The organism is Aureitalea sp. L0-47, assembly GCF_026126405.1.
Taxonomy (GTDB): Bacteria; Bacteroidota; Bacteroidia; order Flavobacteriales; family Flavobacteriaceae; genus Pukyongia.
In genome coordinates, this window is record NZ_JAFMTQ010000018.1 from 1 (window position 1) to 22,988 (window position 22,988).

Here is a 22,988-nt window from a genome sequence, read left to right on the forward strand (position 1 = left end):
GCATTCCCAAGAGGATTCAGATATCCTGTAGACGAAGTAGAAAACAACCCGAACATCCAACAGCGTCAGCTAACCGACCAGGTATTCTGGGATAATAACCCTGGCGGATTTATTGACTAAACAATTTTATTTATTTGAAGAGAAAAGCCCCTTTCCAGGGGCTTTTTTTATTCGAAGAATCTAAATCCATATACCTTCTCTATCTCTGGAGAAGTGTCAAGGTTTACTATATATGGTATTTTCTTTCCACTACTGAAAACCATGTAAGACTGAAACTGATACGCGGTTCCTTTCGCATCGCTTAATTCGGCTATGCCAAACGGCTCGTAGCCAATAATGCTACCATATTTATCCTTGTACTTGGTAATGGTGATCATAAGTCGTTCCCCAATAGGTTCCGGTATGCTTTCCGTATCACGGATCTCGTCTATTTTTCCTCCATCTCCATTCATAACACTTTCAGAGAACGCTTCAAAGACAGGCGATTTAGCTGCAACTTTCGCAATTGCAGGCACTGGATACGTATAATCTGCAGTATCTCCTTCTTTATTCACCATCTGGACAAAAATATTGTTGTACTTGTCCTTCTCGTCTTCCTCAAATCCCTGGTATACCAGCAGTGCGATATTGGAAGATGTGACATTTGGATTAAGACTGTCTATAAGGTTACTTTCGGAAACCTTTGCGGTGAAATTTCGGATTGTCTCCTTACCTGCTGCACTGCTAAATCCTTTAGAGTAGGAGGTCTTCGCATCGTAGATCTCGGCAATTCGGTCCAGGCTTTTTTGCTCCGATTCCGAAGCACAACTCACCAGTCCGATCGTTGCAATAATTAGTAGTAGTTTTTTCATGATGTTTGTATTAGTTAATTGTGAAGTTCATATTCAAGAGCAATTCGTACGAGTCCGGCCGTATTTCGTGCACCCGTTTTGATTAGCATATTTCTTCGGTGTGTTTCAACCGTTCCGAAACTGATAAAAAGTTTTTCTGCGATCTCATGGGTAGTATGTTCTTTCAGAATTAACTGAAGTATTTCTTTTTCACGTCGCGATAAGGTAGGGAAGGGGCTGCTCGATTTTTTGTCCTGTCCCGAGGCCACACTATTTACCACGATCTCGTTTACTGTTTCATCCAGGTACATTTTACCTGAGTGTACCTTTTTAATGGCTTCGATAACTTCATCCTGACCTGCATTTTTAAGTACATAGCCCTTTGCTCCGCTTGAAAGCATTAGTTTGATAAGGCTGCTTTCCTTGTGCATGGAGATGGCAACTACTTTAAGGTCGGGATTGATCTCCAAGAGTTTCTTGCATGTGTCAATGCCATTCATGTCTGGCATATTGATATCCAGCAGGACCACATCCGGTTGTTCCTGCGGAATTCGATCCAATGCTTCCTGGCCACTCAAAGCCGAACCCAAGACCTGAATGTCGTCCTCATTCTGAAGTAATAATTGCAATCCTTCAATGACCATTTTATGGTCGTCTACTATATATACCTGTATCATAATGGAATATTTATACTTATCGAGGTTCCATCTCCCGGCTTACTGTCCCATTCAATGTTACCATCCAGGAATTCTGCTCGGCTGTTGATGCTCTTGATTCCCAGACCGTCTTTCTCAAGGGCCTTTACGTAATCAAATCCATCTCCATTGTCCTCGATAATCAAGTTTAGTTTATTGTCGTATGGAAGCAATTGAAGCAATATGGTCTTTGCATTCGCATGCTTTCGTATGTTGGAGATGACCTCCTGCATTAAGCGATAGATCATTACCTTTTTCGTATTCTCGATTTCGGGGAGATCACTCATTTCAAGGGTAACTTTGTATCCTTCTTCCCTAAGGTTCTCAGCCATGTCTTCAACAGCGCCCTTAAGTCCGGAAATACTTAAGGCATGAGGCATCATGTTGTGAGAGATTCGTCTTACTTCTATGCAGGCCTCATCGATAAGTTCGTTGGTGCGTTCTGTAAGGTTTAGTTTGGCAAGTTGCTGAATTTCCTTTTGAATGGATACGAAATGTGCTTTTACACTACTAAGCAGTCCTCCCAGGCTGTCGTGAAGATCCTTTGCAATTCGTAGCCGCTCTGCTTCCTGGCCTTCAATCATACTGCTCAATGCAAGAAGCTTGTTCTTTTGCTGAAGTTCGGTTATCTTTTGAAGTTGCAAAGAAGCGTTCTGTTCTGCGATAGTTTTTTGGTATTGAAGTCGCTTTCGAAAGAAGAAATACAATATGATTGCGAACATTATCGCCGAGATCAAACCGAACAGGATACGGTTTTTCTGTCGTGCATTCTTTTCAATCGTTAAGGCCTGCTCCAGCAATGCTTTGTCTTTCTTCTCCGCTTCGTATTTCTGAAGGGCTTCCGTTAAGCTTTTTTCTTTTTCCGAATTAAATATGGAGTCCTTAGCCTCAGAATACTCGTAAAAAAGGTTCATGCCTTTTCGGGTCTGATCATTCTCGTAATAAGCATCGATAAGAAAGGGCATAGTTTCCAGTTTCTCATCCGCAAACCCATGTGCCCTAAAAGCATCATAGGCACGTTCATAGTAGCGTAATCCTCTGCGCTTATCTCCTTCCTGGGTATACACACCACCAAGTCCGCGCAATAAAGTGGCGTAATGAAAGATATCGGCTGTCGTATCTATCCTCGGTAGGGTGTTCAGGAAAATTTCCTTGGCCTTCTGAGGGCGTTCATAATCGGAATAACCATTGGCCAGGTTAATACTTATAGGGATGTAATATTTGGCAAAAGCCGGCTCCGAAAGTATTTCCCGCGAACGTTCAAGATATTCGATGGCTGTGACGAGATCGCCGCGATTTCTATAAATGTTACTAATATTGTTGAGCGCAATTCCCATTCGTTTTCCGTCCTCTTGCTCCTCGCTAATCTCATAGGATTTGGTAAAATACATTAAGGAAAGTGAGTCGATTCCATGTTTTTCATATGCCGCAGCAATTCCGTTATACACCGAACTCAACCTTCCGGGATCATCGGAATTTTCAAAATAATTGGCGGCTTTCAAATAATTTGGGAGGGCCTCCTGATAATTCCCCAGTGTGAGATCGGCATTTCCCAGGTAATAACTACACAAGGCGATATGGAACGAATCTCTATTTCGTTCTGCTACTTTGAGATACTCCTGGGTATAATTTTTGGACACTTCCGGTTCATTATAATAAGTGGCCTTGCGCAATTCGTTATAAAGAGTCATTCGAATGGAATCATTCGTAGTTTGCGAAAGCACCACCTTTAAACTGTCCTCAAGCTGGTTGCTTTGCCCCAATGACTGTGCGATAAAAGTGCAGATCAATATTATTGTGAGCAAGATGCTTTTGCGTAGTTGTATGTTACAAATGGTCTGCATTTACTGGTTGGGTATTTCGATAGTTATAGACGTTCCTCTTCCAAGTTCCGAATCCCAATCGATCTGTCCGTCTAGAAACTGAACCCTGCTGTTTATACTTTTCAAGCCCAGTCCACCTTTCGATAAAGCCTGCTCGTAGTCAAATCCTTTCCCATTATCCTCGATAAGAATATTTAGACCGTTTTCAATGGGAAGCAGCTGGATAAGAATAGTATTAGCCTCCGCGTGCTTTCGAATATTCGATATGATCTCCTGAAGTAATCGGTAGACCACAACTTCACGCGTATTTTCCATTTTGGGAAGATCCTTAAGCTCGAGTGTTACCTCATAGCCTTCCTCTCTCAAATTCGTGCTAAGATCTTCCACCGCTCCTCCTAAACCCGAAATACTCAGAGCATGAGGCATCATATTATGTGAGATCCGTCTTACTTCAATACATGCTTCGTCGATCAGGGAATTGGTCTTTTCCGTGATATTTAGCTTTTCGAGCTGTTCTATTTCTTTCTGAATTGCACTAAAATGTGCTTTAACTGTGCTTAGTAGGCCTCCAAGACTGTCGTGCAGGTCTTTCGCGATGCGCAATCGCTCGGCTTCCTGTCCTTCTATCATACTATTCAACGCCAATAACTTGTTCTGCTGTTGTAATTCCACGATCTGCTGTTGCTGTATAGCTTCCTTCTGTTTCGCGATAGTCCGCTGATACTTCAATCGATTTCTGAAGAAAATAGAAGTGATGATAAGCAGAATTCCTAGCGCTGCTAACCCGATGAGGACCTGGTTCTTCTGTCGCTCTTCTTTTTCGATCACGAGATTCTGCTGGGCGATTTTTCTTTCCTTTTGTTCAGTATCGAATTTTACTTCCAGTTCAGCAATGTTGTGCTGCATGCGTTCCGATTTTATACTATCACGCATTGCGGTTTCCTTACGCAAAAAGTTGAACGCTTCCTGGTACTCCGACGCCTGGGCACTTATTCTACTAACTTCAGAATAAAGATCCAGTTTTAGTTGAGGTTTATCGGTGGATTCGATCTTCTGAATGGCCTTCTTAAGAACTGAAATTCCCTCGAAAGGCCTCCCCATTTTTTCGTAGGTCTTTGCCAGGGCGATTGAGGAAAACGTAAGTGAGTTTACACTATTCAAACTGTCACTAATCCGGATGGATTTTATCAATGATGGAATATTTGATGGATCCGAACGCTTCTCGAAGATCGCCTTTATCGGCATATGACCTTCAGGTGTATTTGGATTTGCCTCTTCGTACAAAGCCGAAAGCTCCTCGGTATATTTGGCAAGCTCTTCAGGATAATCTGTCTGACTTAAAAAATCTACTAAAACATAGAGATAAAAACGTTTGGTGGGATTATTTTTAAATTCGCTGGCATACTGCCACATTTTTAGGTAATTGTAATGCTGACCTTCAACATTTTCCAACAAATTTTCTAATAAACCCCGGTTGTAGTATATGCCTGCATTATAGTGTTCGAATTCTTCCTTTTCGGCCAAAACTTGTGCTTTGTTTATGTGAAATAACGCCTTGTCCGGAAGATTTTGATAGATATACAGATTGCCGATATCGTTATTGTAAACAAGTATAAAATGCTCTTCATTCAATTTCTCCGCTAATTCAAGCCCCCGCTTTTTAATTTTGAGTGCCTCGTTGGTATTCCCCCTGCGGGAGAAAACAATCGACATGGATTCATAAAAGACCATCTTTGCCTGGTCTGAACTGTCTTTAGAAAGCGCATATCTGAAAAGTGATTCGGAATTTTCCCCGCCACTTTTCATTATTAACTTATTGATGGCGAAATAAGATGATTCCCGAGCTTCGGAATCCTTTCCTTTCAGTGATGATATAATGCTATCGATACGCTGTTTTTCGTTTTCCTGTGAAAACGCATATTGCGGCTTTGTTAGCAAAGCCGCAAATGCGATAAAAAAAACAAACAGTTGATTAGTGGATAGCATACATAAAAGATATAAATATTTTTTATCCTTATCTGCCTTTGGTATTTATAACCAGTGTGAAATCACCCTCGTCCAATTCCTCGGCTCCAACAACACCAATAACGATGCGGTAAGGCCGTGTAATAGCAACCATATATTTTACGTTTCGGGTGTGGTCCTGAGTTTTTCCGGCATAACTTCTGTCCCATTTATGGTCAGCTTCACACCTGATACAGGAAGCCAGGTTAGGAGGAAGGGCATCGTTGTTCACACCTACTTCATAGGCGTAAAGACTGAAGTTTGCCTCCGGATCCTTTGGAATTACGGTGACTGTCGATTCACTGTAAGCAGGTAAAATACCTGTAAAGAATACGTGATTACCTGTGAACTTGTGATATTGAGTGGCTGGGAAACAGGCGTTGTTACTTTGCCATGCCCATGACAGATCTTCGATCTTTTGTCCCTGGTTGAGGTTTCCTTCGTATCGAACCTCCTGGTTGGATACAGGTTCAATTTGAAATACGGTTGGTGGTTCTTGTGCCATGATTATTGATGGTATCAATGCGATAAATGTTAATAGAATTTTCATTTTTTGAAGTATTAGGATTTAATTTTTATGTCGAATGTCTTTGTGCTTCCCATTTGGTCACCCTTGTAGTATACATTGAATTGCAGCCTTATGGATGTTTCATCGGAAACCTTTGGGGCTTTTATGCTCCCACTTACGTACTTGGATTCTCCTGATTTCATGTCAATGCCATCAAGCTCAATGTCGAATACACCCCTGGGGGGACGGTAGTTGGAAGGCTTCAGTGAACGGGTCTTGCATTTAATTACCCAATCGTCACCGTTAGCCATTACCTCTCCATAGTTCTTCATGTCTATGCGCAATTTATAGGTCTTGCCGGTAACCATATCATCTTCCAGTGTTACCCTTCCAATGTTAAGTTCGGGCAGTAGTTCAACGATCTCATAGCTCACTGTCTCTTCACCACCTTCCATATCGGCCGATTTACCATCCTTCATGATCTCGTATTTCACTTCAACTCGTCCGGGAATTGAGGGAACAGTGATGTCGTCAAAGCTTACATCATCGCTATCACCTATCTCCATTTCATCACCATCAAATTTTACATCTTGCTCGAAAATATCATCGTCAAGGTCGTTTGATGGCTTTCTTACCACGGTCGATTTCAGGCTATAGCTCCCTTCTTCCCATTGTACATTGCCGGAATTTTTGATAGTAAAAGAAACCGAATATGTCTTTTCAGGATATAACTTCGTAGTTACCTTCCTGGAAATATCGGCCTCCGGTTCTTCGATCTTCACATAGGTGTCCTTTCTGATCGTTCCGTTCTTTGCATCGAATTTCTTTCCGTCCTTGTAGATGCTTACTTCAATACTGTATGCTCCACCGGTGGAGGGTGTCTCCAGTTTTTCAGCGAATCCAATGCTTACAGAACCTCCGGGAGCCAGGTTAGATAGATCCATTTTTTCTTCGAACTCGAATGCTTCTTCATCTTCGTCTTCTGCTTCGGATGGTGCCCCTGTTACTTCTCCCTTGAGTTCATATTCACCTTCCGGCCACTGCGTCTTACCGCTATTTTTCACGGTCGCACTCATTGGAGGGTATTTCTTTTCGGGTTCCAGGCTAATGGGAAGATTTACGGATACGTCTGCCGTAAAGTCTTCATCTATGGTCACCGAAAGATCCTTGCTAGCCAGCGAATTGCTTCCATTCATAAGTGCTAGTTTTACTTTGTAGGTTCCGGGAACTATGGGGGATTCCATACTCCATTTGAACGAAAACTCTTTGCCGGGATCGATGTTGGTTATTAAGTCTCTAGTCACTTCAAAAGCTTCACCAGCTTCAGCATCAGGTCCGCTCACATAGCTCATCTGCAGCTTGCAGTTGCTTCTGTTTAGTACGGCATCTCCTGTATTTTTCATGGTGAGATCCAACTGGTACGTGTTCGATGGATTCATTTTACTGGGAACATCAAATGCCGAGATCTCAGCTTTATACTGAGACCATCCGGTCCATGTAGACCCTATAAGGAGTAAGATTAGGATGTATTTTTTCATGATGGTTGTTTATTGATTGTGCCGGGGACTGTATTGTAATTTTTTATTGTGTTCGCGTTGCTTCGGTAAATGGTTTTGATACCAATAAAGTATCTCTCGCGTTTGAAAGCTGCTCAATTAATTTCACTACAGTTTCGATATGAAGTTTTAATCGAGCAGCTATTGCCTGATAATTATTTCTTCTTGGCGTTAATTCGGTATTTGAATTTATTACCCACCGACTTATTCCTCATTGCTACGATGATAATCTTACCTTTCACATTATTCAAAGTGAATTTTTTCACTTTTCCGTTCTTGCCGTTGGGGAATTCATAGGTAGCACGCTGCTGTGTAACTCCATTTCTACCCTGAACACAAATCACAACCCCTGTTTTCGCCTTTCCATCGTATTTGTTGATGGTGATCTCAACCTTTTCGTAAAAGGAAGGAGGTGTTACAAACGTACGCTTGGTTTGACCGGCGATGCTTCCTTGTTCGTTTCCTCCATCTAATTCAAGAAAACGTGGGCCTATGTTCGCTCCACCGTTCGAGGCGATCCAGTTCCAAACATTTTTTATTTTATTGACTTCGTTTTTGAAAGGGATCAACTGGATATTTGGTTTCCATGGCCCCCATTTCTCCCAGGTTTTCTGAGCCAGTTTGGCTCCCTGGTTACAGTTCTGTGCTTCTGCCTGGTAGCTGAAAGCAAACAAGGCTATTACGATAATGGTAATGAGTTTTTTCATGTTTCGTTGAATTGTATTGTTAGTTGTTGAATTTGATAGTAGTTCTTTTCACTATTTTTAATCATTTCTAAGGTATTGTTATTCAGTTTAGAAGAGCTAAAAGAATTCCCGTAGCATTTAAAAATCTATGAATTCATAGAGGTCGATTCTCAACCGAAATCGGTCCCCGGAAATCAGGAGACCGATAATTACCTATTGAAGTGCCATATTAGTTAGCAGCAAGTGCGTTCATAACATAGCTAAGGGTGTTTCCCACAGATACATTACGAAGTTCTACCTTCAGTTTTTTGTTTGAGTTCACAACGAAGATCTTTTTGTCCTGGTTCTTTTCGAAAGTGTAGGTGTGGTTGTTCATCAACGACCATGAGCTACCGTTCTTTTGCCATACGCGGATATTACCCCTGGCTTTCCCATTGGTTCTTCTTACGATAATTCTCGCTTTACCGGTGCAGGATGCTTTTGTGTAAATGGTCTTGTTGGTCTGTCCCATTAGCCTACCCGTCGACTTGTCTCCGGAAGTGGTAATGTTGCTGCTCTTTCCTTCGATCTTAGCACTGTACTTGAAAGTATTGGCAACGGACTGATTAACTATCTGAACTTTGATCTGCTTTCCGCTTACATTGTTCAATGTCCTGGTCTTCGTACGTGTATAATTGCCGTTATCAAATTCAATTGGGTTTGGCTGCATTACATTATTAACGTAGATGTTTACCTGAGTTTCAGCGCGTCCACCGGTCTTACTTATCTTCACTACCGCCTGGTTCGAGGTAGCTGTAGTGATGATTGTTGCCGGATTTGCTGAATACACAGTTCCGTTTTTCGATTTTAACACCGTTGAACAGGTCTGTGCCGATGTCGTAAATGGAATAGCACAAAAGGCTATTAGCGCGATAAGGATACTTACTTTTTTCATAATTGAAATTATTTAGGTTATTGATTATTAGATAATTTTATTTTATTCATCGTCTTCGAAGACCCGCTCCATCTGCATGAGATGCATTCTTAGTCTTGAACTCAATGCTGGTTTTTCCGTGCCGGGATGCGTTTTACGGGCATTTTTAACAGATTTAGGAAGGATTAAATTCTTTCCGGCACCGTTTAAAACCGCCTTTTCATACTCCATTATGGTCTTTTTGGCCATCTGGATCTCGAATTGCAGAAGGCCTTTAGGGGGAAGATGCTCGCCTAATTTTGCCAAGGCGATTGCTTTTTGTTTAAAAGCGGAGTTCCAACTGGCCTCTTTTTTGATCGATTCGATAATGATCCAGGGCGAGCCTTCTTTTCGCTCTTTCTGTGCATGAGTCGTTCCCATTACCATTACGGCTGCGAGGATTAGGATGATTTTTACTGATTTCATGTTGATGTTATTAAGTGAATGATTCATTGATACCGCTAAACTACACAGAGCTAACGCGCTCATTATCAAAGAAATCAGCTAGGAATTGAAAATGTATGAATTCAGGTAGGGTGAATTTCTATGCCCAAATTCAGAAGAGAAGTTGAAAGGAGAAGTTAGGTGTAATACCGATAGATGAGGTCCTCACCTGGCTTACCGAGGTATTTCCGGAACCATCGTCGACAAGCGAGTATCTAATATTAAGAGTATTTCGCGTATCCAAAACATTTAGCACCGCAAGGTTGATCTTGGCTTCAATCTTATCAGAAAGCTGCCATAAATATTCTGCGGAAGCGTCAAGGCGATAGTAGTCCGGTAATCGCTCTTCATTTGGATCATCGTATAGGATGATTTGTGAGAGGCCGTCGAATGTTGTTTCCTCTTCCTCCATCGGAATAGTGAAGGGCTTTCCTGTATGATAGTTAAGTCCAACCGCGATCTTTAATCTTTCCATAGGTGAATAAGAGCCGGCAACCGTAGCAGTATGTGTGACATCCAGGTTGTGCGGAAAGATCGATGGATCAAATGTCCCGAAATCGTATTCATTGTTCAGGTATGAATAACTCACCCAAATACTATATGTTTTTTCCCTGCGGTTGATGATCAATTCACCCCCGGTAGCCGTATAGTTTCCAATCGCATTCGAGAACTGAAACTGATTTTGAAACCCCTGATTCCTGGAGGTTATACCCTCAACCATTTTGTAGAAACCTTCTGCATTCACAAACCATCCCTTTCGGTCGAACACAAGACCTACAGAACCCTGCTTGCTGTTAATTACAGGAATATTTTCTTCATCGGCCAGGATCCATCGCCTTTTTTCAACACCCAAAAAATCACTATCGAAATCGATTCGCTGAGTGGTAGCCTGGCTCTTAATTTCTCCAAGTGCTTCGACCGAGAAGCCATTTCCTAAGTTCTGATGAACCGATATTCTCGGTTCCACCACAATCTTTTCAAACTTGTCGAAATAGTTAGCCCGAACTCCTGTAGAAATGTTTGTTTTTTCATTGTCCGACTTATACGTTAGACCCATAAAAACCGAATGCGTTCTGAGAACGTCCTTATCTAAATCGAGGAATCGTGGTAAATTAACTTCCTGTTCATTGGTAATGCCAGTTTCCACAAATTGATACCCCCCGGTTAGCGAAACATTATTGGACAACAGTAAATGACCATCTGCTTTAATACCGGTCTCTAGCACATCGTTCTCCTGGAAAACCTCCTGGGTTGTAAGAAGATCGAGATTCAATGCACGGAGATAGTAGGTAGTGACATATCCCAGTACTTTGGTACGGAAGGTATCGTTCCACTGGCGTTCCCAGCTCACTCCTCCAAGAAGACTGCGTAAATTTAACTCACTTGTCTTGGAATTCCTCAGTGATGGGATGGTTTCTGTGAACTCCAGGGTATTGTTCATGGCGAGGAAATTGAGTCGGAACTTATCTCGCTCATTCAGATCCCACAATACCCTAGTGCTGAAATCGTAGAATGAAAAGTCCTCCTCGGCTGCAATGTCAAGGCCGGCTTCAGCAGCGTTTGTGTTGGTGATCTCGGTGTCTTGAAAAACCTTTTCCGAGTACGTTCGATATACAGGGGATTCCCACAAGCTATTCAGTGAGATACGCCCCGAAAATTGCATACTCGCATTCTCCGAAACGGGTACCATCCCAAAGGCACTTCCATTGATCAGGTTGATCGCTGCCCCGCCTTTGAATTGAGTGTCGATTTCGTCTCGGGAATTCATGGAAATCACACCTGATACTCCATCACCGTACCTGGCCGGTGTTCCGTTCTTGTAGATATCTACGTCTGCAGTAATATCAGGATTAAAAGCCGAGATGAGACCAAAAAAGTGCCCGCTTTGATATGTTTTTATATCGTTCCAAAGGATGAGGTTTTCATCGTGAGTGCCCCCCCGCACATTTATATTGGAAACGGTTTCATTTACACTTTGAATTCCCGGTAATGCCTGAGTGACGAAGAGAATGTCATTTTCAACCTGCCCCGGCAGCAATCCGAATTCGGAAGTATTCAAGTGGATCGATCCATTCAGGGTCTTTTCGATACCCTGTACAAGATAATTTGTGACAAACACAGTTTCCAGAGTAGATACTTCCGTAGGAATTAAAAAATTTTCACAGTCTTCGGATAATGATGAAACTGAAATTTCCCAGGGTTGATAACCTATATACCTTATCACTAAGCCTTCCTGGCCTATATACTTCGGAATATAGAAAGTACCATCTGAGCTGGCAATCGTACCATATGCGCTAAGTGTGGAAACTATACTGGCACCAGCAAGCGGTTGGCCCGTATCGGCGGCGATCAATTTACCGCACACATATTCTGAAACATTCCGAACAATAGATATATAGCGTTCATCGAGCTTATTGAATTGAACAGGTAGTTTTTGAATCAATTGGTCGAGCGCCTCATCAAGAGTTTCGACATCCTCGAATGCTATAGCCAGGTTCTCCAGTTCATCTGCAGCATAGGAAAAACGTATGTTGAAGGTGTCCTCTAATTGTTGTAGAACCGCGATCAGATCCTCGTTCTGAAGGTCCTGGCCCGTTCCTATCTGAATGGAACAAACCCACAAGAATAACCACAGCAGTTGGTTGCGCCAATTCCGTTTACTTAACATAGAGGGTCACTTCATCCCCTCCAACGGTATAACCAAGTCGGAGCGGATCGCAAATAGAACGGAGTGCTAACTCCAGGTTGTCATGCGTAAAGCTACCAGTAAAACGTTTGTTGGCTATATTTTCAGGTGAGGTTATATTTATTGGATATTGCTGTTCTAATTCATTTATTACTTCGGAAAGAGTAGCGTTCTCAAAACTGCTCTCATTGGCTATCCAACTGGGCGCGCTATTACTGATGGCAGTATGAACAACTATTTTATTATTCTGGACTTGCAATTTATTTCCGGCGGGGAGTTTAATAAGTGTATCATTGAACGCAACACTAACTAAGCCTTCGTAGCAGTTTATGCTGAAATTGCTCTCCCTTGAGAATACGTTGAATTGAGTTCCTAAAACCTTTACAGTTCCCTGGCTTGTTTCTACGCTGAAGGTATTTCCCTTGGTTACTTTAAAGTAGGCTTCTCCATCTAAAGCGAGGGATCGATTTTTGTCCCAACTTCTTTTCTTATATCGAATCTCGGAGGAAGCATTTAGTTGTACTTCGGAATTGTCTGGTAAAGTGAAACTTTCTTTTTGTGCGACGCCTGTTCGCACACTAGTATCTACGGAGTTTATGAACACATAACTTACCACAACTAACACGACCATTGCAGCTATTTGAAGTATCCTCTTATAGCTGGATCTATTCGAAGTACCGATTCTTTTCAGTTTTTCCTTCTGAATGGCTTCAAAGTTTGATTCTGCCTTGAATTCCGGTGGTTCAAATTCTGAAGTGCTTTCTGCTATCCGGGTATATTCGGCATATTCAGGATCAGAACGAAGGACCACAATATCCTCCGCAGAAGCATCGCCGTTAAGATATTTGTGTAGTAGGTAATCTTTTTCCATAATTCTGATAATTCATAGGTATAACAGTCATCTGGGATTTTACCCTACCTTAAATATTTTTAAATTCAGTTCGCAGCGCTTTCAGGGCCTGGCTCATCCGCTTTTCAACCGCTTTTACACTAATATTTAAATGTTCTGCTATCTCAGTATATTTCATACCTTCAATTCTATTCAAAAGAAATGCCGTACGTTGTGCTTCACTCAAATTAGCTATGGCATCCTGTAATTTCTTATGATATTGTTTCTCCTCCAGCACGAATTCGGGAGATTGGTTATCCACCTTACTCGGACTTAGCTGTGCGTGTTTCAGGACTACTTTTTTATGAGCTACTTCGTTTAGAAAAGCATTATTGGCTACTGTAAATAAAAATGACTTGGCTTTATCCTTGGTTACCTTTGCACAATTGTTCCATAATTTTATAAAAGCCTCCTGCACCAGATCATCCGCCTGTGCTTCATCTCCGCATTTAAAATATACGAATCTCCAGACAGACTGACTAATATCATTGTAGATGCTGCTGAATACCATTTCATTGCAAACTGATTTTTGATCCAATATTTTGTTTTATAAAGTGGTTCAATCAAATATATCAAAAAAAAATCCATAAAGTAGGGTAGGGTATTTTGATCGAAGCCTGTTTAACATCCAAAGAACCTAAATAGAAAGACATGAAAAAATTTGCACGATTACCATTACTCCTTATTCTTGCCCTAACCTTCCTGGCTACTTCTTGCCAGAAGGAAGAGGAAATGTTTATTGATGAAACCAACGAAGAAACGATAACTGCCAATTCTGTGCTGGCCAACCTTCTGTTACGCACCTCGCAAAACGCCGGTGATCTGGACGACATTATTGACGGGAGCAGTTGTTTCTCGGTTAAATTTCCTATTACCGTGATTGCGAACGGTCAGCAAGTTACCTTACTCGATGAGGATGATCTGGATATAATCGAAGCTATTTTCGATCAATTTCCTAACGACATTGATACTCTGGAGATCGTATTCCCCATTACGGTGATCTTAGATGATTATACCGAACTGGTCTTGAATAGCCAGGACGAACTTGATGCTCTTATTGCAGCCTGTGAGAATGATGGATTCCCCGACTCTATTAGTTGTCTGGATTTCGAATACCCGATCACATTCTTCACATTCGATAACAACCAGCAACAAACGGGTACCGTGACCGTGAATAACGATATGGAACTATATCAGTTCCTGAGTAATATTGGCGATGATGATTTCTTCAGCATCGATTATCCTATCAATGTGATCCTACAGGACGGTACTGTAGTGCAGGTCAATTCTAATTCGGAACTCGAAGCGCAGATCGAAGCGTGTGAAAACAGCAGTGGTGGAGGAAACCCCATCGATCCTGCAGTATTTGAACAAAACCTTACCACGGGTGTATGGTATATCACTTATTTCTTTGACGATTTCGACGAAACATCAAACTACAACAGTTACGAATTTACTTTCGAAACTGATAATACTGCCCAGGCTACTAATGGAACCAATACTGTTCCGGGAACATGGATGTTCGAGGGTGGAAATACACCGGACCTTACGTTGTTCTTCGGAACGAACGACCCCTTCGACGAATTGGATGACGACTGGGATATAATCGAAGCAACTAATGAGATCATTCGTCTGCGTGACGTAAGCGGCGATGGAAGTATAGACTATCTCACATTTGAACGCACGCCAGCCACAGGTGGAGGAGGAACAGGAACTAACGACCTGATCAATGAGTTAACCGATGGAGTTTGGTATGTAAACTTACTGGATGACGATGGTGAGATCGAAACCTGTGACTACGTAGAGTATGTATTCACTTACAACCTGAATGGTACCGCAACAGCCGTAAGTGCCACAACCACGGTTAATGGTTTCTGGAGCGTTCAACTAGATGATGGAATGCTCGATCTTGTACTGAATTTTGACATTACAGCCGACCCTAATTTTGAAGACATCAACGACGACTGGGATGTTACCTCCTTTAGTTCAGAACTGATAAGCCTCTTAGATGTAAGTGGTGGAAATGGCGGAACAGATGTTCTCGAGTTCGGAAGAATGCCAGCCACAGGATGTGGTGGAGGTGGCGGTGGATCTGCCCAGGCTCTAAATGATGCCTTGCTCGACGGACTTTGGTTCGTAGCCGAATACCTGGACGACGGATTCGATGAAACCGGAATATACAACGGATATCAATTGGATTTCAGTGCCGGAGGATCGGTAACTGCTTCCAATGGCGGCAATAACTTCAACGGAACCTGGTCTGTGATCGACACCGGAGGTGATCTTGATCTGATGCTAGACTTCGGAACACAAATACCCTTCGATGAGTTCAATGACGACTGGGATGTGCTGAATTTTACCACTACCCTTGTAGAACTGGAAGATGTTAGTGGTGGCGGTGGTGGAACCGATAACCTAACACTTCAAAAACTTTAAAAATAACCCTTACAGAAAATAGTAAATGATGAAAACGCAAATCTTAAAGACAGTTTTAGCCCTATTTGTTTCCTTAATGCTGGTTGGATGTTCCGATGATGATTCGAACGATACTAATACCAACAACAACTCAAATCTGGTTGCCGAGGCGAATCAGGTAGCCCAAAGCGGAAGTTGGAGAATCTCTTACTTCTGGGATTCAAACAAGGATGAAACCTCAAATTTCACAGGATATGTATTCAATTTCAATAGTGATGGTACTCTGGTAGCTACGCGAAACAATGACACGGTGAATGGAACATGGTCTGTAACTGACAGTAGTAGCAGTAGCTCATCGAGCAGTAACGATGTTGACTTCAATATCTTCTTCAATGTGCCTCAGAGTAGCGATTTTGAAGATCTGAATGACGACTGGGATATCGTTTCCGTTACAAATACTATGATCGAACTCACGGATGTTAGTGGAGGAAACGGGGATACGGACTTCCTGACATTTGTAAAGATCTAATGAGTTTGGTTAGTTGACGGAGAGGTCTCCCGATCAGGGATTCGGAAAATTTAGGCAAACGATTTATCGTAATGAAATAGCCATGAAAAAGAAAAGTCCAGGTGACTTCCGTTTCCGGACGAGATCTGACCAGGCGGCCTCTCCTTCCTTAACCAGGAATTAGCTCCTCCTTTTTGCCCCACTAAAAAGCCATCCAAATTAAACTGGATGGCTTTTTATTGTATTTGTATGTCCTTTATTCTTTGTGTTTCTGAAGTAGGGATTCTAACTCAGTTCTCATTTCGGAACGCTTAAGAATAAAAGCGCTTTCCTTTCTGTCATCTACCAATGTCAATACCGAAGTTAGCATTTCCCGTTTATTCGATTTTCCTTCGGGATCATTGGCGATCTTTTGAGCAAGGTTCATTATTTCCTCGTATTCTGAAGGTTCCAGGGAAACCCTGAAAGCTTCTCCTCCGGAATATACCCCGGAAGAGCTCTCTCTTTCGGTTATGGGATCATAGGAAAGAGCATCGGAGGATACTACATAGACATTATTGTTCTGGTCCGAATAAACTAATTTCATAGGGTTACTGCTTGTACAATTCAGAAAAAAGAAAACGCCTAATACCGCTACAACTTGAATGGTCCGTTTCATTATTTATCGTATAATGCTTTACCTGCTTCCTCGTATTTATCTCCGCTAACCCAGAAGGGACTGGTGCTGTCGTTAGCAATATTCCTACCTGCCAAAACATAGGCGCTGAAAAACTTAACTAAGTAATCGTAATCCATTGAATCTGCATGGTCGCCCGGCTGGTGGTAGTATTTCGTCACTTCACCATCGAAGGAAGAGAATCCCATGGAAAAAGTAGGAGCGGGGATCCCTTTAGCCGCGAAGTGAACATTATCACTCCGATCGAACAAACCCTGTTCCGGGGCCGGATCTTCTATGGCCTTAAGTCCGAAGGCAGCAGAAGCATCAATGATATTCTTCTCGGCTGTAGTTCTTGTAAGTCCGACAATGGTCGTGAGAGAGGTGTCATTATAGCCACCATTGTCGCTGTTGAAGCAATACACCATCTGTTCGAGCGGTAAAACCGGGTTTTCTACGTAATATTTGCTTCCCAGTAATCCTTCTTCCTCAGCAGTAAACATAATGAACAAGGCAGATCTCTTGGTTGGATACTTTGCCAGGTTTTCCGCCATGCTAAGCACGGTTGTCGTCCCAACGGCATTGTCCCTTGCGCCGTTATAGATTTTGTCTCCACTTGCATCGGGACTTCCAATACCCACATGGTCATAATGCGCGGAATAGATGATATATTCGTTCTTTAACACCGGATCGGTTCCTTCAACAACACCAATCACGTTCTGAGATGAGATTATCTCGCTTTTACTTGGTAGCATTTCCACTTTAACTGTTGAGGTAGGAGATTCTTCGAATTGGGAGGTCATTTTTCCACCTTCGTCCCTCAACCAAACGTATCCAAATGAGGGATCGTCTTTTTTAGATTCTTCACCAACCAATTCCAATCGCGGGCCACTCATCCAATGTTCCACGCGGTTCCACATTCCCTGGTCCACATCCATTAATTCTAACACCCCCAAAGCACCATTGGCCTTTGCCAGGGCTTCTTTTTGTCCTCTTAATCCAAAAGCCGAGCGAATCCCTGGGGACTTTTCGCTACCCGCTTTTACTACAACGAACTTCTTCCGTACATCCTTTCCTTTATAATCGGACTCCATCCCGTGGCCGAGGTAAACTGCCTGAGTTGTGACTTTCAACTGGGCAGGATTCACCACAAGTTTGTACTTGTATTCTTTCCCGTCGAAAGAAAGGAACATGGGCGCTGCGGCCTCTGTCTTTTTTAGAGGAACTTTTTGGTAATAATCACCTGTTTTGGGGTTAGGCTCTACACCATAACTCCTAAGAGAATTTGCAAGATAGGCCGCCGCGATTTTATTCTCCGGGGTTCCGGTTTTGCGCCCTTTTAGAAGATCATCTGCAAGGAAATAGATGTGGCCCTCAATGTCACCCTTGTTCACCGTTGTCTCAACTTTTTCGATTTCCGATTGAGCGAAAGCTCCGGAGACCAATAGCAGTCCCAGGAAAGAAAGAAATACTTTTTTCATATGATTGTTTTACGTTTTTTGATTTGGTTAAAGATAGGGATTTGTCTCAGAAATTAATTCTGAAGGTGGCATTTGGAGTAAACGCAAGCGAATTCTCCCTTACCTTTTCCGGATCCCCGTCATTATTGAGCCTGTAGAAGCTATTCAGCTCATTCCGGGTATCGAGTAAATTCCAGAATGAAATACCGGCGAAGGCGTCCATGTTTTTTCCGAAGGGAAACTTGTAAGTACCCGAAATATCAACACGGATGTAATCGTCGATATTGGCAGCATTAGGGGCGTCGAAATTCAATTGTCCGTCTACAATTTCGTTGCCCGGAACCAGCAAGGTGATCGGTTTACCACTGTGCCAGTTAAATCCTCCGGAAATGTTGAATTCGTTTAAACTGTAATTGATTCCGTAGGTAAACGTATGGCGAATGTCCAGATTGTTCGGAAAGGAAGAGGGTGAAAGGTTGTCAAAGGTATAATCGTTCTCAGCGTAGGAATAGCTCAACCAGGTATTCACTTTCTTGAAACGTTTATTAACCAAAACATCAACTCCTTTAACTGTATAGCTGCCATGGGTTCTTGCTGTTTCAAATTGATTCTGAAAACCCTGGCTTTGAGTAGTGATCCCGTCTATTTCTTTTATATAAGGTTCTACGTTGATCAACCAACCGTTCCTGCTATAATCGATCCCAACTGAAAGTTGTTCGCTCTTCAAAATAGGTATTTCACCTTCCCGGGCTAGCACCCATCGGCGATTTTCCACACCCAGGAAATCATTTTGAAGATCTATTATCTGAGAAGTGGTCTGACTCTTTAACTCTCCTGCGATGTCTATGGAAAAGTACTTCAGGAAGCGATAATTAAAGCTCAATCTCGGCTCAAACAGGAATTCGTTGAATTTACTCACGTGATTAACCCTAACTCCACCTGTGATAGTGGTATTCGAATTCTTAGGTTGCAAGCTGGCCTGAACAAAACCGCTGTTGGTGCGGATCACTTGCTTGTCTGTTCTTTCAAAGAATGGATTGTTGATCTGTTCGAAATTGGTGATGCCGGTTTCGTTAAACTGGTATCCGGCCATTAAAGATGTTGTGGAAGAGGGATTGTAAAACATTCTCGTTTTGAACCCATTTTCCAGTACATCATTGTTCTGAAGTAAACGCTGATTATTCAGAAGGTCAAAGTTTGTGGCCTGCAATGAGTAAGATGATCCGTAGAACTGTATGTCGGAAACAAAGGATTCGTTCCAGTTTCTTCGATAATAGAGTCCCCCTGAATAATTTTCCTGTGAAAGTTCACTCTGCCTGGACTGCCGGTCACCATCGATCAAAGCATTCTCCTGAAAACCCAACTGATTTCCGAGCAAGAGAAAGTTGGCCCTGAAGTAATCCTTGGAAGTAGGTTGATATACGAGTCTGAAATGTGTGTCGTAGAAGGTAAAGTCGTCATTTGAGGCCGATTGAGCAGCGGAGTTGGATACTACTTCGGTATTCTGAAAAGCCTTGTCGAAGTATTGGGAATAGGTGATGGTCTCGAAGAGGTTGTTGAACGATTTCCGACCGGCTATTTGGACAGAAGCTTTGGAACCCAAGGGAATATCAACATGGGCATCCGTACTAATGGCATTGATACCCCAGCCACCATTGAATTCAGTGGCAATAGTGTCGTCACCCATCATACTGATAATACCTGAAACCCCGTCTCCGTATTGGGAACTGCTACCGTTCTTAATTACTTTTACCTCGCTTGTAAGGAATGGATTAAAGGCGGATATCTGTCCGAAGAAATGCCCACTCTGGTACATCTTGATCCCATCCCATAGAATCAGGTTCTGGTCGTTGGTTCCCCCTCGTATGTTGATAAATGAAACCGTTTCATTAACGCTTTGAATTCCAGGTAAGGCCTGGATGGTTTGCAGTACGTCCGGTTCAATGAGACCGGGGAGGATGTCGAATTCTTTGTAATTAACATTTAGCGAACCATCCACATTTTTGGTGATACCCCGGGCCAGGTAATTTACCAGTGTAACCGTGTTTAGAAATTCTACTTTCCTCTGAAGGGGTACCGTATTACAATCGACCTCTATTAAGTTTTCGGGGAGGAGTGTAATCCGTTCATATCCGGTGTACGAGACCACAATAGGATCCTGGTTGTTAAGATATTCAACCGAAACCACTCCGTTCGCACCACTTGAAAGTTGCTGATATGGAGTAACAACTGATACATTTTCAAAGGGCTGATCGAATTCCGTAGTGATAGTAAGGCAACGAGAGGGTAGATTTTCTTTCTTGCCTACCGCAATGGTATTGTCTTCCAGTAGGGTGTAATTGAATAAGGTGGTAGCCGAAAGTTGCTGGACTAATTCGGTGAGATTATTTGCTTTGGGTATTTCTGAATAGTGATATTGGAGATCCAGGTCCTTGTAGGAGAAAGTACATTGATAGGTGGTCTCCAGGGAGCGGAATACATCACGCAGCGACTTCGGCTGTTCCGAAGATTGCCCCCATAAAAAACTCAAACTGAAAAATGTGAAAAGTAATGCTAACTTCCTTCCCTGGGTCACTCTTGGTTATTTTTTTAGAACCACGCTTTTACCATTAATAGAGTAAGACAAGTTAAGGGGAATTGTAATAGCCTGCAAGGCTGTGTCTAAATTTTGATTGGAAAAGCTTCCTGAGAATAAAGTGTTACTGGTTATGGCTTCGCCGGACACTTGCACATCAAATTGGCGCTCAAGTTCCTGAATCACTTCACGTATGGGCACGCTTTTAAAGACAGATTTATTTTCCAGCCAGCTCGGTTTACCAAGAGCTGTTTTTTCACTAACCACCATATCTCCGTATGCTTTAACGGCATCACCGGCGGCCAATTCATAGGTTTTACCTTCGAATTCCACACGAACCAAACCTTCATAGCAACTCACTTCAAAATAAGTGGAGCGATCTTTTACTTTAAATTGTGTTCCAAGGACAGTAACAACGCCTTGAGAACTATGAACACTGAATTTCTTCCCTTTTGCGACTTTAAAATATGCCTCACCCTCCAAATTAACTTCTCTGCTATCGTCCCAATTCTCTTCTTTAAAAGAGATGGAAGACCCTGCATTGAGTATCACTTCGGAAGTATCTGGTAAAACAAACTCCGTCCTGGCAGAATTCTCTGCAACGTATTCTGTAGATTGAGGAGAATTCAACAAGGCAAATAATCCGAACGCGACCACAAGGGTGGCAGCAATTCCTGAAATATAACCGTACAGAGGTCGAATCGACTTCTTTCGATTTCCGAGTTTATTTTTGAGATCCTGATAACTGGATTCAGTATTGAATTCAGGAGCTTTGAAGTACTTTGCAGCCCTGTCAATACGGTGATAGGAAGCGGAAACATCCAAGTTCTCGAATGTTTCCTTTTCCGTATCACTGAGGTTAAAGTTTAACCATTTAGAAATTAAATCCTTCTTTTTCATAATCAATTTCTATGTATATAACAATCGTGATCTGAAAATTCCTACCATGCAGGCAATTAAATCCCGTCGATCTCTTTCCGAAGTTTTTCTAAAGCCGAATAAATACGCTTCTCTACCGCCTTTCTGGATATGTTCAGCATTTCGGCAATTTCTTTATGACGCTTGCCTTCAACCCTATTCAGTAGGAAGGCAACGCGTTGTCCTTCCGTGAGTTTAGCAAGTGCCGCCTGGTATTTGGCGAGGTATTCGGCCTCCTCCATGATGAACTCAGGGGATTCATTGGTGTGTTGCTTCGGTTTGGATTGCTGGTATTTTAGAACAACCTTTTTATGCTTTAAATCGTTAAGAGTGATATTATTGATAACGGTGAACAGAAAACTTCTAGCTTTCTCGGGCGCAACTGTTTTGCAATTGCGCCATAATTTTATAAACGCTTCTTGTACCTTATCCTCTGGATTAACATGTTCGCCGTATTTGTAATATATGAAGTCGTGCAGATCTTTCGAATGCTCCTCATAGAGTTTCGAGAAATACTGTTCGTCACACACATTTTTAAAAAGAGGGGTTGACATGCTGCGAATTTCGACAAATATAAAAATATTAAAACGGGTAGGAATTTTCGTTTCAGAGTTGTTATATTATCAAAAAATGAAGATGAAGTACTTTTTGTACGTAATGTTGGCGTTAGCCTTTGTAAGTTGCCAGGAAGAAGAACTTACCGTAGTTCAGGCTCCCGATGATGAATCGTTCATACAAGATGGTCAGCTTAAAAAGTTGATCATGTCTGTCGTTTCTCACGACGGATCGTATGATGATATTGTAGACGATTCTTCCTGTTTCAGTATTAATTTCCCCTATATATGTATCTACAGAGGGAGAGAATACCCGGTGAACTCTATTGAGGCCCTCTCTGTATTTGGAGAAGGCGCCAATTTGATGCCCAAATTTCCTGTAACCGTTACCCTTGCAGATTACATAAGCGCAGAAGTACCGAATATCGAAGTCTATCGAGACCTTCAAAATGCCTGTGCGAACGGGACTTTATTCAACGATAGTATAACTTGTGTAGATATTAGCTACCCTGTGAATATCTCTATATACAATACAATAACATCTAATTTCGAAACCATTTCCTTCTTACACGACAAGCAGACCTTTCAAACGATAGAGGAGATGGACGAAAGCCTTATTGCCAATATTCAGTATCCAATAGAGATACTCTTACCTAATAACGTTGTTCTCACAATTGAATCGAATGATGTGCTTAAATCGGAAATTTTAAGCATGATACCTATTTGTGAGTAACCCGCTTATGTTTAGTTATGTTAATTTGACCCTCCACCCTGGAGGGTTATTTTATTTCTGTTTTTTGTTTAAACATTAACTTAAATAGTTAAACAAA

The 22,988-nt window shown here is 42.1% G+C and carries 20 protein-coding genes; 3 read left to right on the forward strand and 17 right to left on the reverse strand.

Annotated features, from left to right (window positions below; genetic code table 11):
* Positions 1–167: 167 nt before the first annotated feature.
* The 12 genes from J1N09_RS13905 to J1N09_RS13960 form a co-directional block, all read right to left on the reverse strand.
* Entirely contained in the window at positions 168–851 is a 684-nt protein-coding gene (locus tag J1N09_RS13905; RefSeq protein WP_265200848.1) for a hypothetical protein, read from the reverse strand.
* A 14-nt stretch (positions 852–865) separates the two neighbouring features.
* Positions 866–1,507 carry a response regulator transcription factor gene (locus tag J1N09_RS13910; protein ID WP_265200850.1) on the reverse strand — a complete coding sequence of 214 codons (642 nt, stop codon included), beginning with the start codon at positions 1,505–1,507 and terminating at the stop codon, positions 866–868.
* Positions 1,504–3,330 carry a histidine kinase gene (locus J1N09_RS13915; protein WP_265200851.1) on the reverse strand — a complete coding sequence of 609 codons (1,827 nt, stop codon included), beginning with the start codon at positions 3,328–3,330 and terminating at the stop codon, positions 1,504–1,506. The genes J1N09_RS13910 and J1N09_RS13915 overlap by 4 nt, the downstream gene beginning before the upstream one ends.
* A gap of 39 nt (positions 3,331–3,369) precedes the next feature.
* Positions 3,370–5,334 (reverse strand): sensor histidine kinase, encoded by a 1,965-nt coding sequence (locus tag J1N09_RS13920; RefSeq protein WP_265200852.1) that lies wholly within the window; start codon positions 5,332–5,334, stop codon positions 3,370–3,372.
* A gap of 28 nt (positions 5,335–5,362) precedes the next feature.
* Positions 5,363–5,902: a hypothetical protein gene (locus J1N09_RS13925; RefSeq protein WP_265200854.1), complete on the reverse strand. Its 540-nt coding sequence runs from the start codon at positions 5,900–5,902 to the stop codon at positions 5,363–5,365.
* An 11-nt stretch (positions 5,903–5,913) separates the two neighbouring features.
* Entirely contained in the window at positions 5,914–7,398 is a 1,485-nt protein-coding gene (locus J1N09_RS13930; protein ID WP_265200855.1) for a hypothetical protein, read from the reverse strand.
* A gap of 173 nt (positions 7,399–7,571) precedes the next feature.
* Positions 7,572–8,123, reverse strand: a complete 552-nt coding sequence (locus J1N09_RS13935) for a hypothetical protein (protein WP_265200857.1) — start codon at positions 8,121–8,123, stop codon at positions 7,572–7,574.
* 208 nt (positions 8,124–8,331) lie between these two features.
* The gene (locus J1N09_RS13940) at positions 8,332–9,036 is read right to left on the reverse strand and encodes a hypothetical protein (protein ID WP_265200858.1); all 705 of its coding nucleotides are present in this window, start codon (positions 9,034–9,036) and stop codon (positions 8,332–8,334) included.
* A 42-nt stretch (positions 9,037–9,078) separates the two neighbouring features.
* A complete protein-coding gene (locus J1N09_RS13945; protein WP_265200859.1) occupies positions 9,079–9,480 on the reverse strand; it encodes a hypothetical protein in 402 nt (133 codons plus the stop codon).
* A 130-nt stretch (positions 9,481–9,610) separates the two neighbouring features.
* Positions 9,611–12,166, reverse strand: coding sequence for a carboxypeptidase-like regulatory domain-containing protein (locus tag J1N09_RS13950; RefSeq protein ID WP_265200860.1), 2,556 nt, complete (start codon positions 12,164–12,166; stop codon positions 9,611–9,613).
* A complete protein-coding gene (locus J1N09_RS13955; RefSeq protein WP_265200861.1) occupies positions 12,156–13,055 on the reverse strand; it encodes a FecR family protein in 900 nt (299 codons plus the stop codon). Before J1N09_RS13955 ends, J1N09_RS13950 begins: the two co-directional genes overlap by 11 nt.
* A 49-nt stretch (positions 13,056–13,104) precedes the next feature.
* Complete coding sequence (locus J1N09_RS13960; RefSeq protein WP_321160817.1) at positions 13,105–13,611, reverse strand: RNA polymerase sigma factor; 507 nt, start codon at positions 13,609–13,611, stop codon at positions 13,105–13,107.
* 113 nt (positions 13,612–13,724) lie between these two features.
* On the opposite strand from J1N09_RS13960, the gene J1N09_RS13965 reads away from it, so the two are divergent.
* Together J1N09_RS13965 and J1N09_RS13970 are read left to right on the forward strand one after the other, a co-directional pair.
* The gene (locus J1N09_RS13965) at positions 13,725–15,509 is read left to right on the forward strand and encodes a hypothetical protein (RefSeq protein WP_265200862.1); all 1,785 of its coding nucleotides are present in this window, start codon (positions 13,725–13,727) and stop codon (positions 15,507–15,509) included.
* A gap of 28 nt (positions 15,510–15,537) precedes the next feature.
* On the forward strand, positions 15,538–16,017 hold the full coding sequence (locus J1N09_RS13970) for a hypothetical protein (protein WP_265200863.1): 480 nt from the start codon (positions 15,538–15,540) through the stop codon (positions 16,015–16,017).
* Positions 16,018–16,252: 235 nt separating this feature from the next.
* Here J1N09_RS13970 and J1N09_RS13975 read toward each other — a convergent pair whose 3' ends face one another.
* From J1N09_RS13975 to J1N09_RS13995, 5 genes are all read right to left on the reverse strand, one after another.
* Positions 16,253–16,582 (reverse strand): hypothetical protein, encoded by a 330-nt coding sequence (locus tag J1N09_RS13975; RefSeq protein ID WP_265200864.1) that lies wholly within the window; start codon positions 16,580–16,582, stop codon positions 16,253–16,255.
* A gap of 71 nt (positions 16,583–16,653) precedes the next feature.
* On the reverse strand, positions 16,654–18,132 hold the full coding sequence (locus J1N09_RS13980) for a M28 family peptidase (RefSeq protein ID WP_265200865.1): 1,479 nt from the start codon (positions 18,130–18,132) through the stop codon (positions 16,654–16,656).
* Positions 18,133–18,178: 46 nt separating this feature from the next.
* Positions 18,179–20,641: a TonB-dependent receptor plug domain-containing protein gene (locus J1N09_RS13985; protein ID WP_265200866.1), complete on the reverse strand. Its 2,463-nt coding sequence runs from the start codon at positions 20,639–20,641 to the stop codon at positions 18,179–18,181.
* Between the two features lie 51 nt (positions 20,642–20,692).
* A complete protein-coding gene (locus J1N09_RS13990; RefSeq protein ID WP_265200867.1) occupies positions 20,693–21,586 on the reverse strand; it encodes a FecR family protein in 894 nt (297 codons plus the stop codon).
* A 56-nt stretch (positions 21,587–21,642) separates the two neighbouring features.
* Positions 21,643–22,158 carry an RNA polymerase sigma factor gene (locus tag J1N09_RS13995; RefSeq protein ID WP_265200868.1) on the reverse strand — a complete coding sequence of 172 codons (516 nt, stop codon included), beginning with the start codon at positions 22,156–22,158 and terminating at the stop codon, positions 21,643–21,645.
* A gap of 82 nt (positions 22,159–22,240) precedes the next feature.
* Here J1N09_RS13995 and J1N09_RS14000 point away from each other — a divergent pair, with 82 nt between their 5' ends.
* Complete coding sequence (locus tag J1N09_RS14000; protein WP_265200869.1) at positions 22,241–22,891, forward strand: hypothetical protein; 651 nt, start codon at positions 22,241–22,243, stop codon at positions 22,889–22,891.
* The last annotated feature ends 97 nt before the right edge of the window (positions 22,892–22,988 follow it).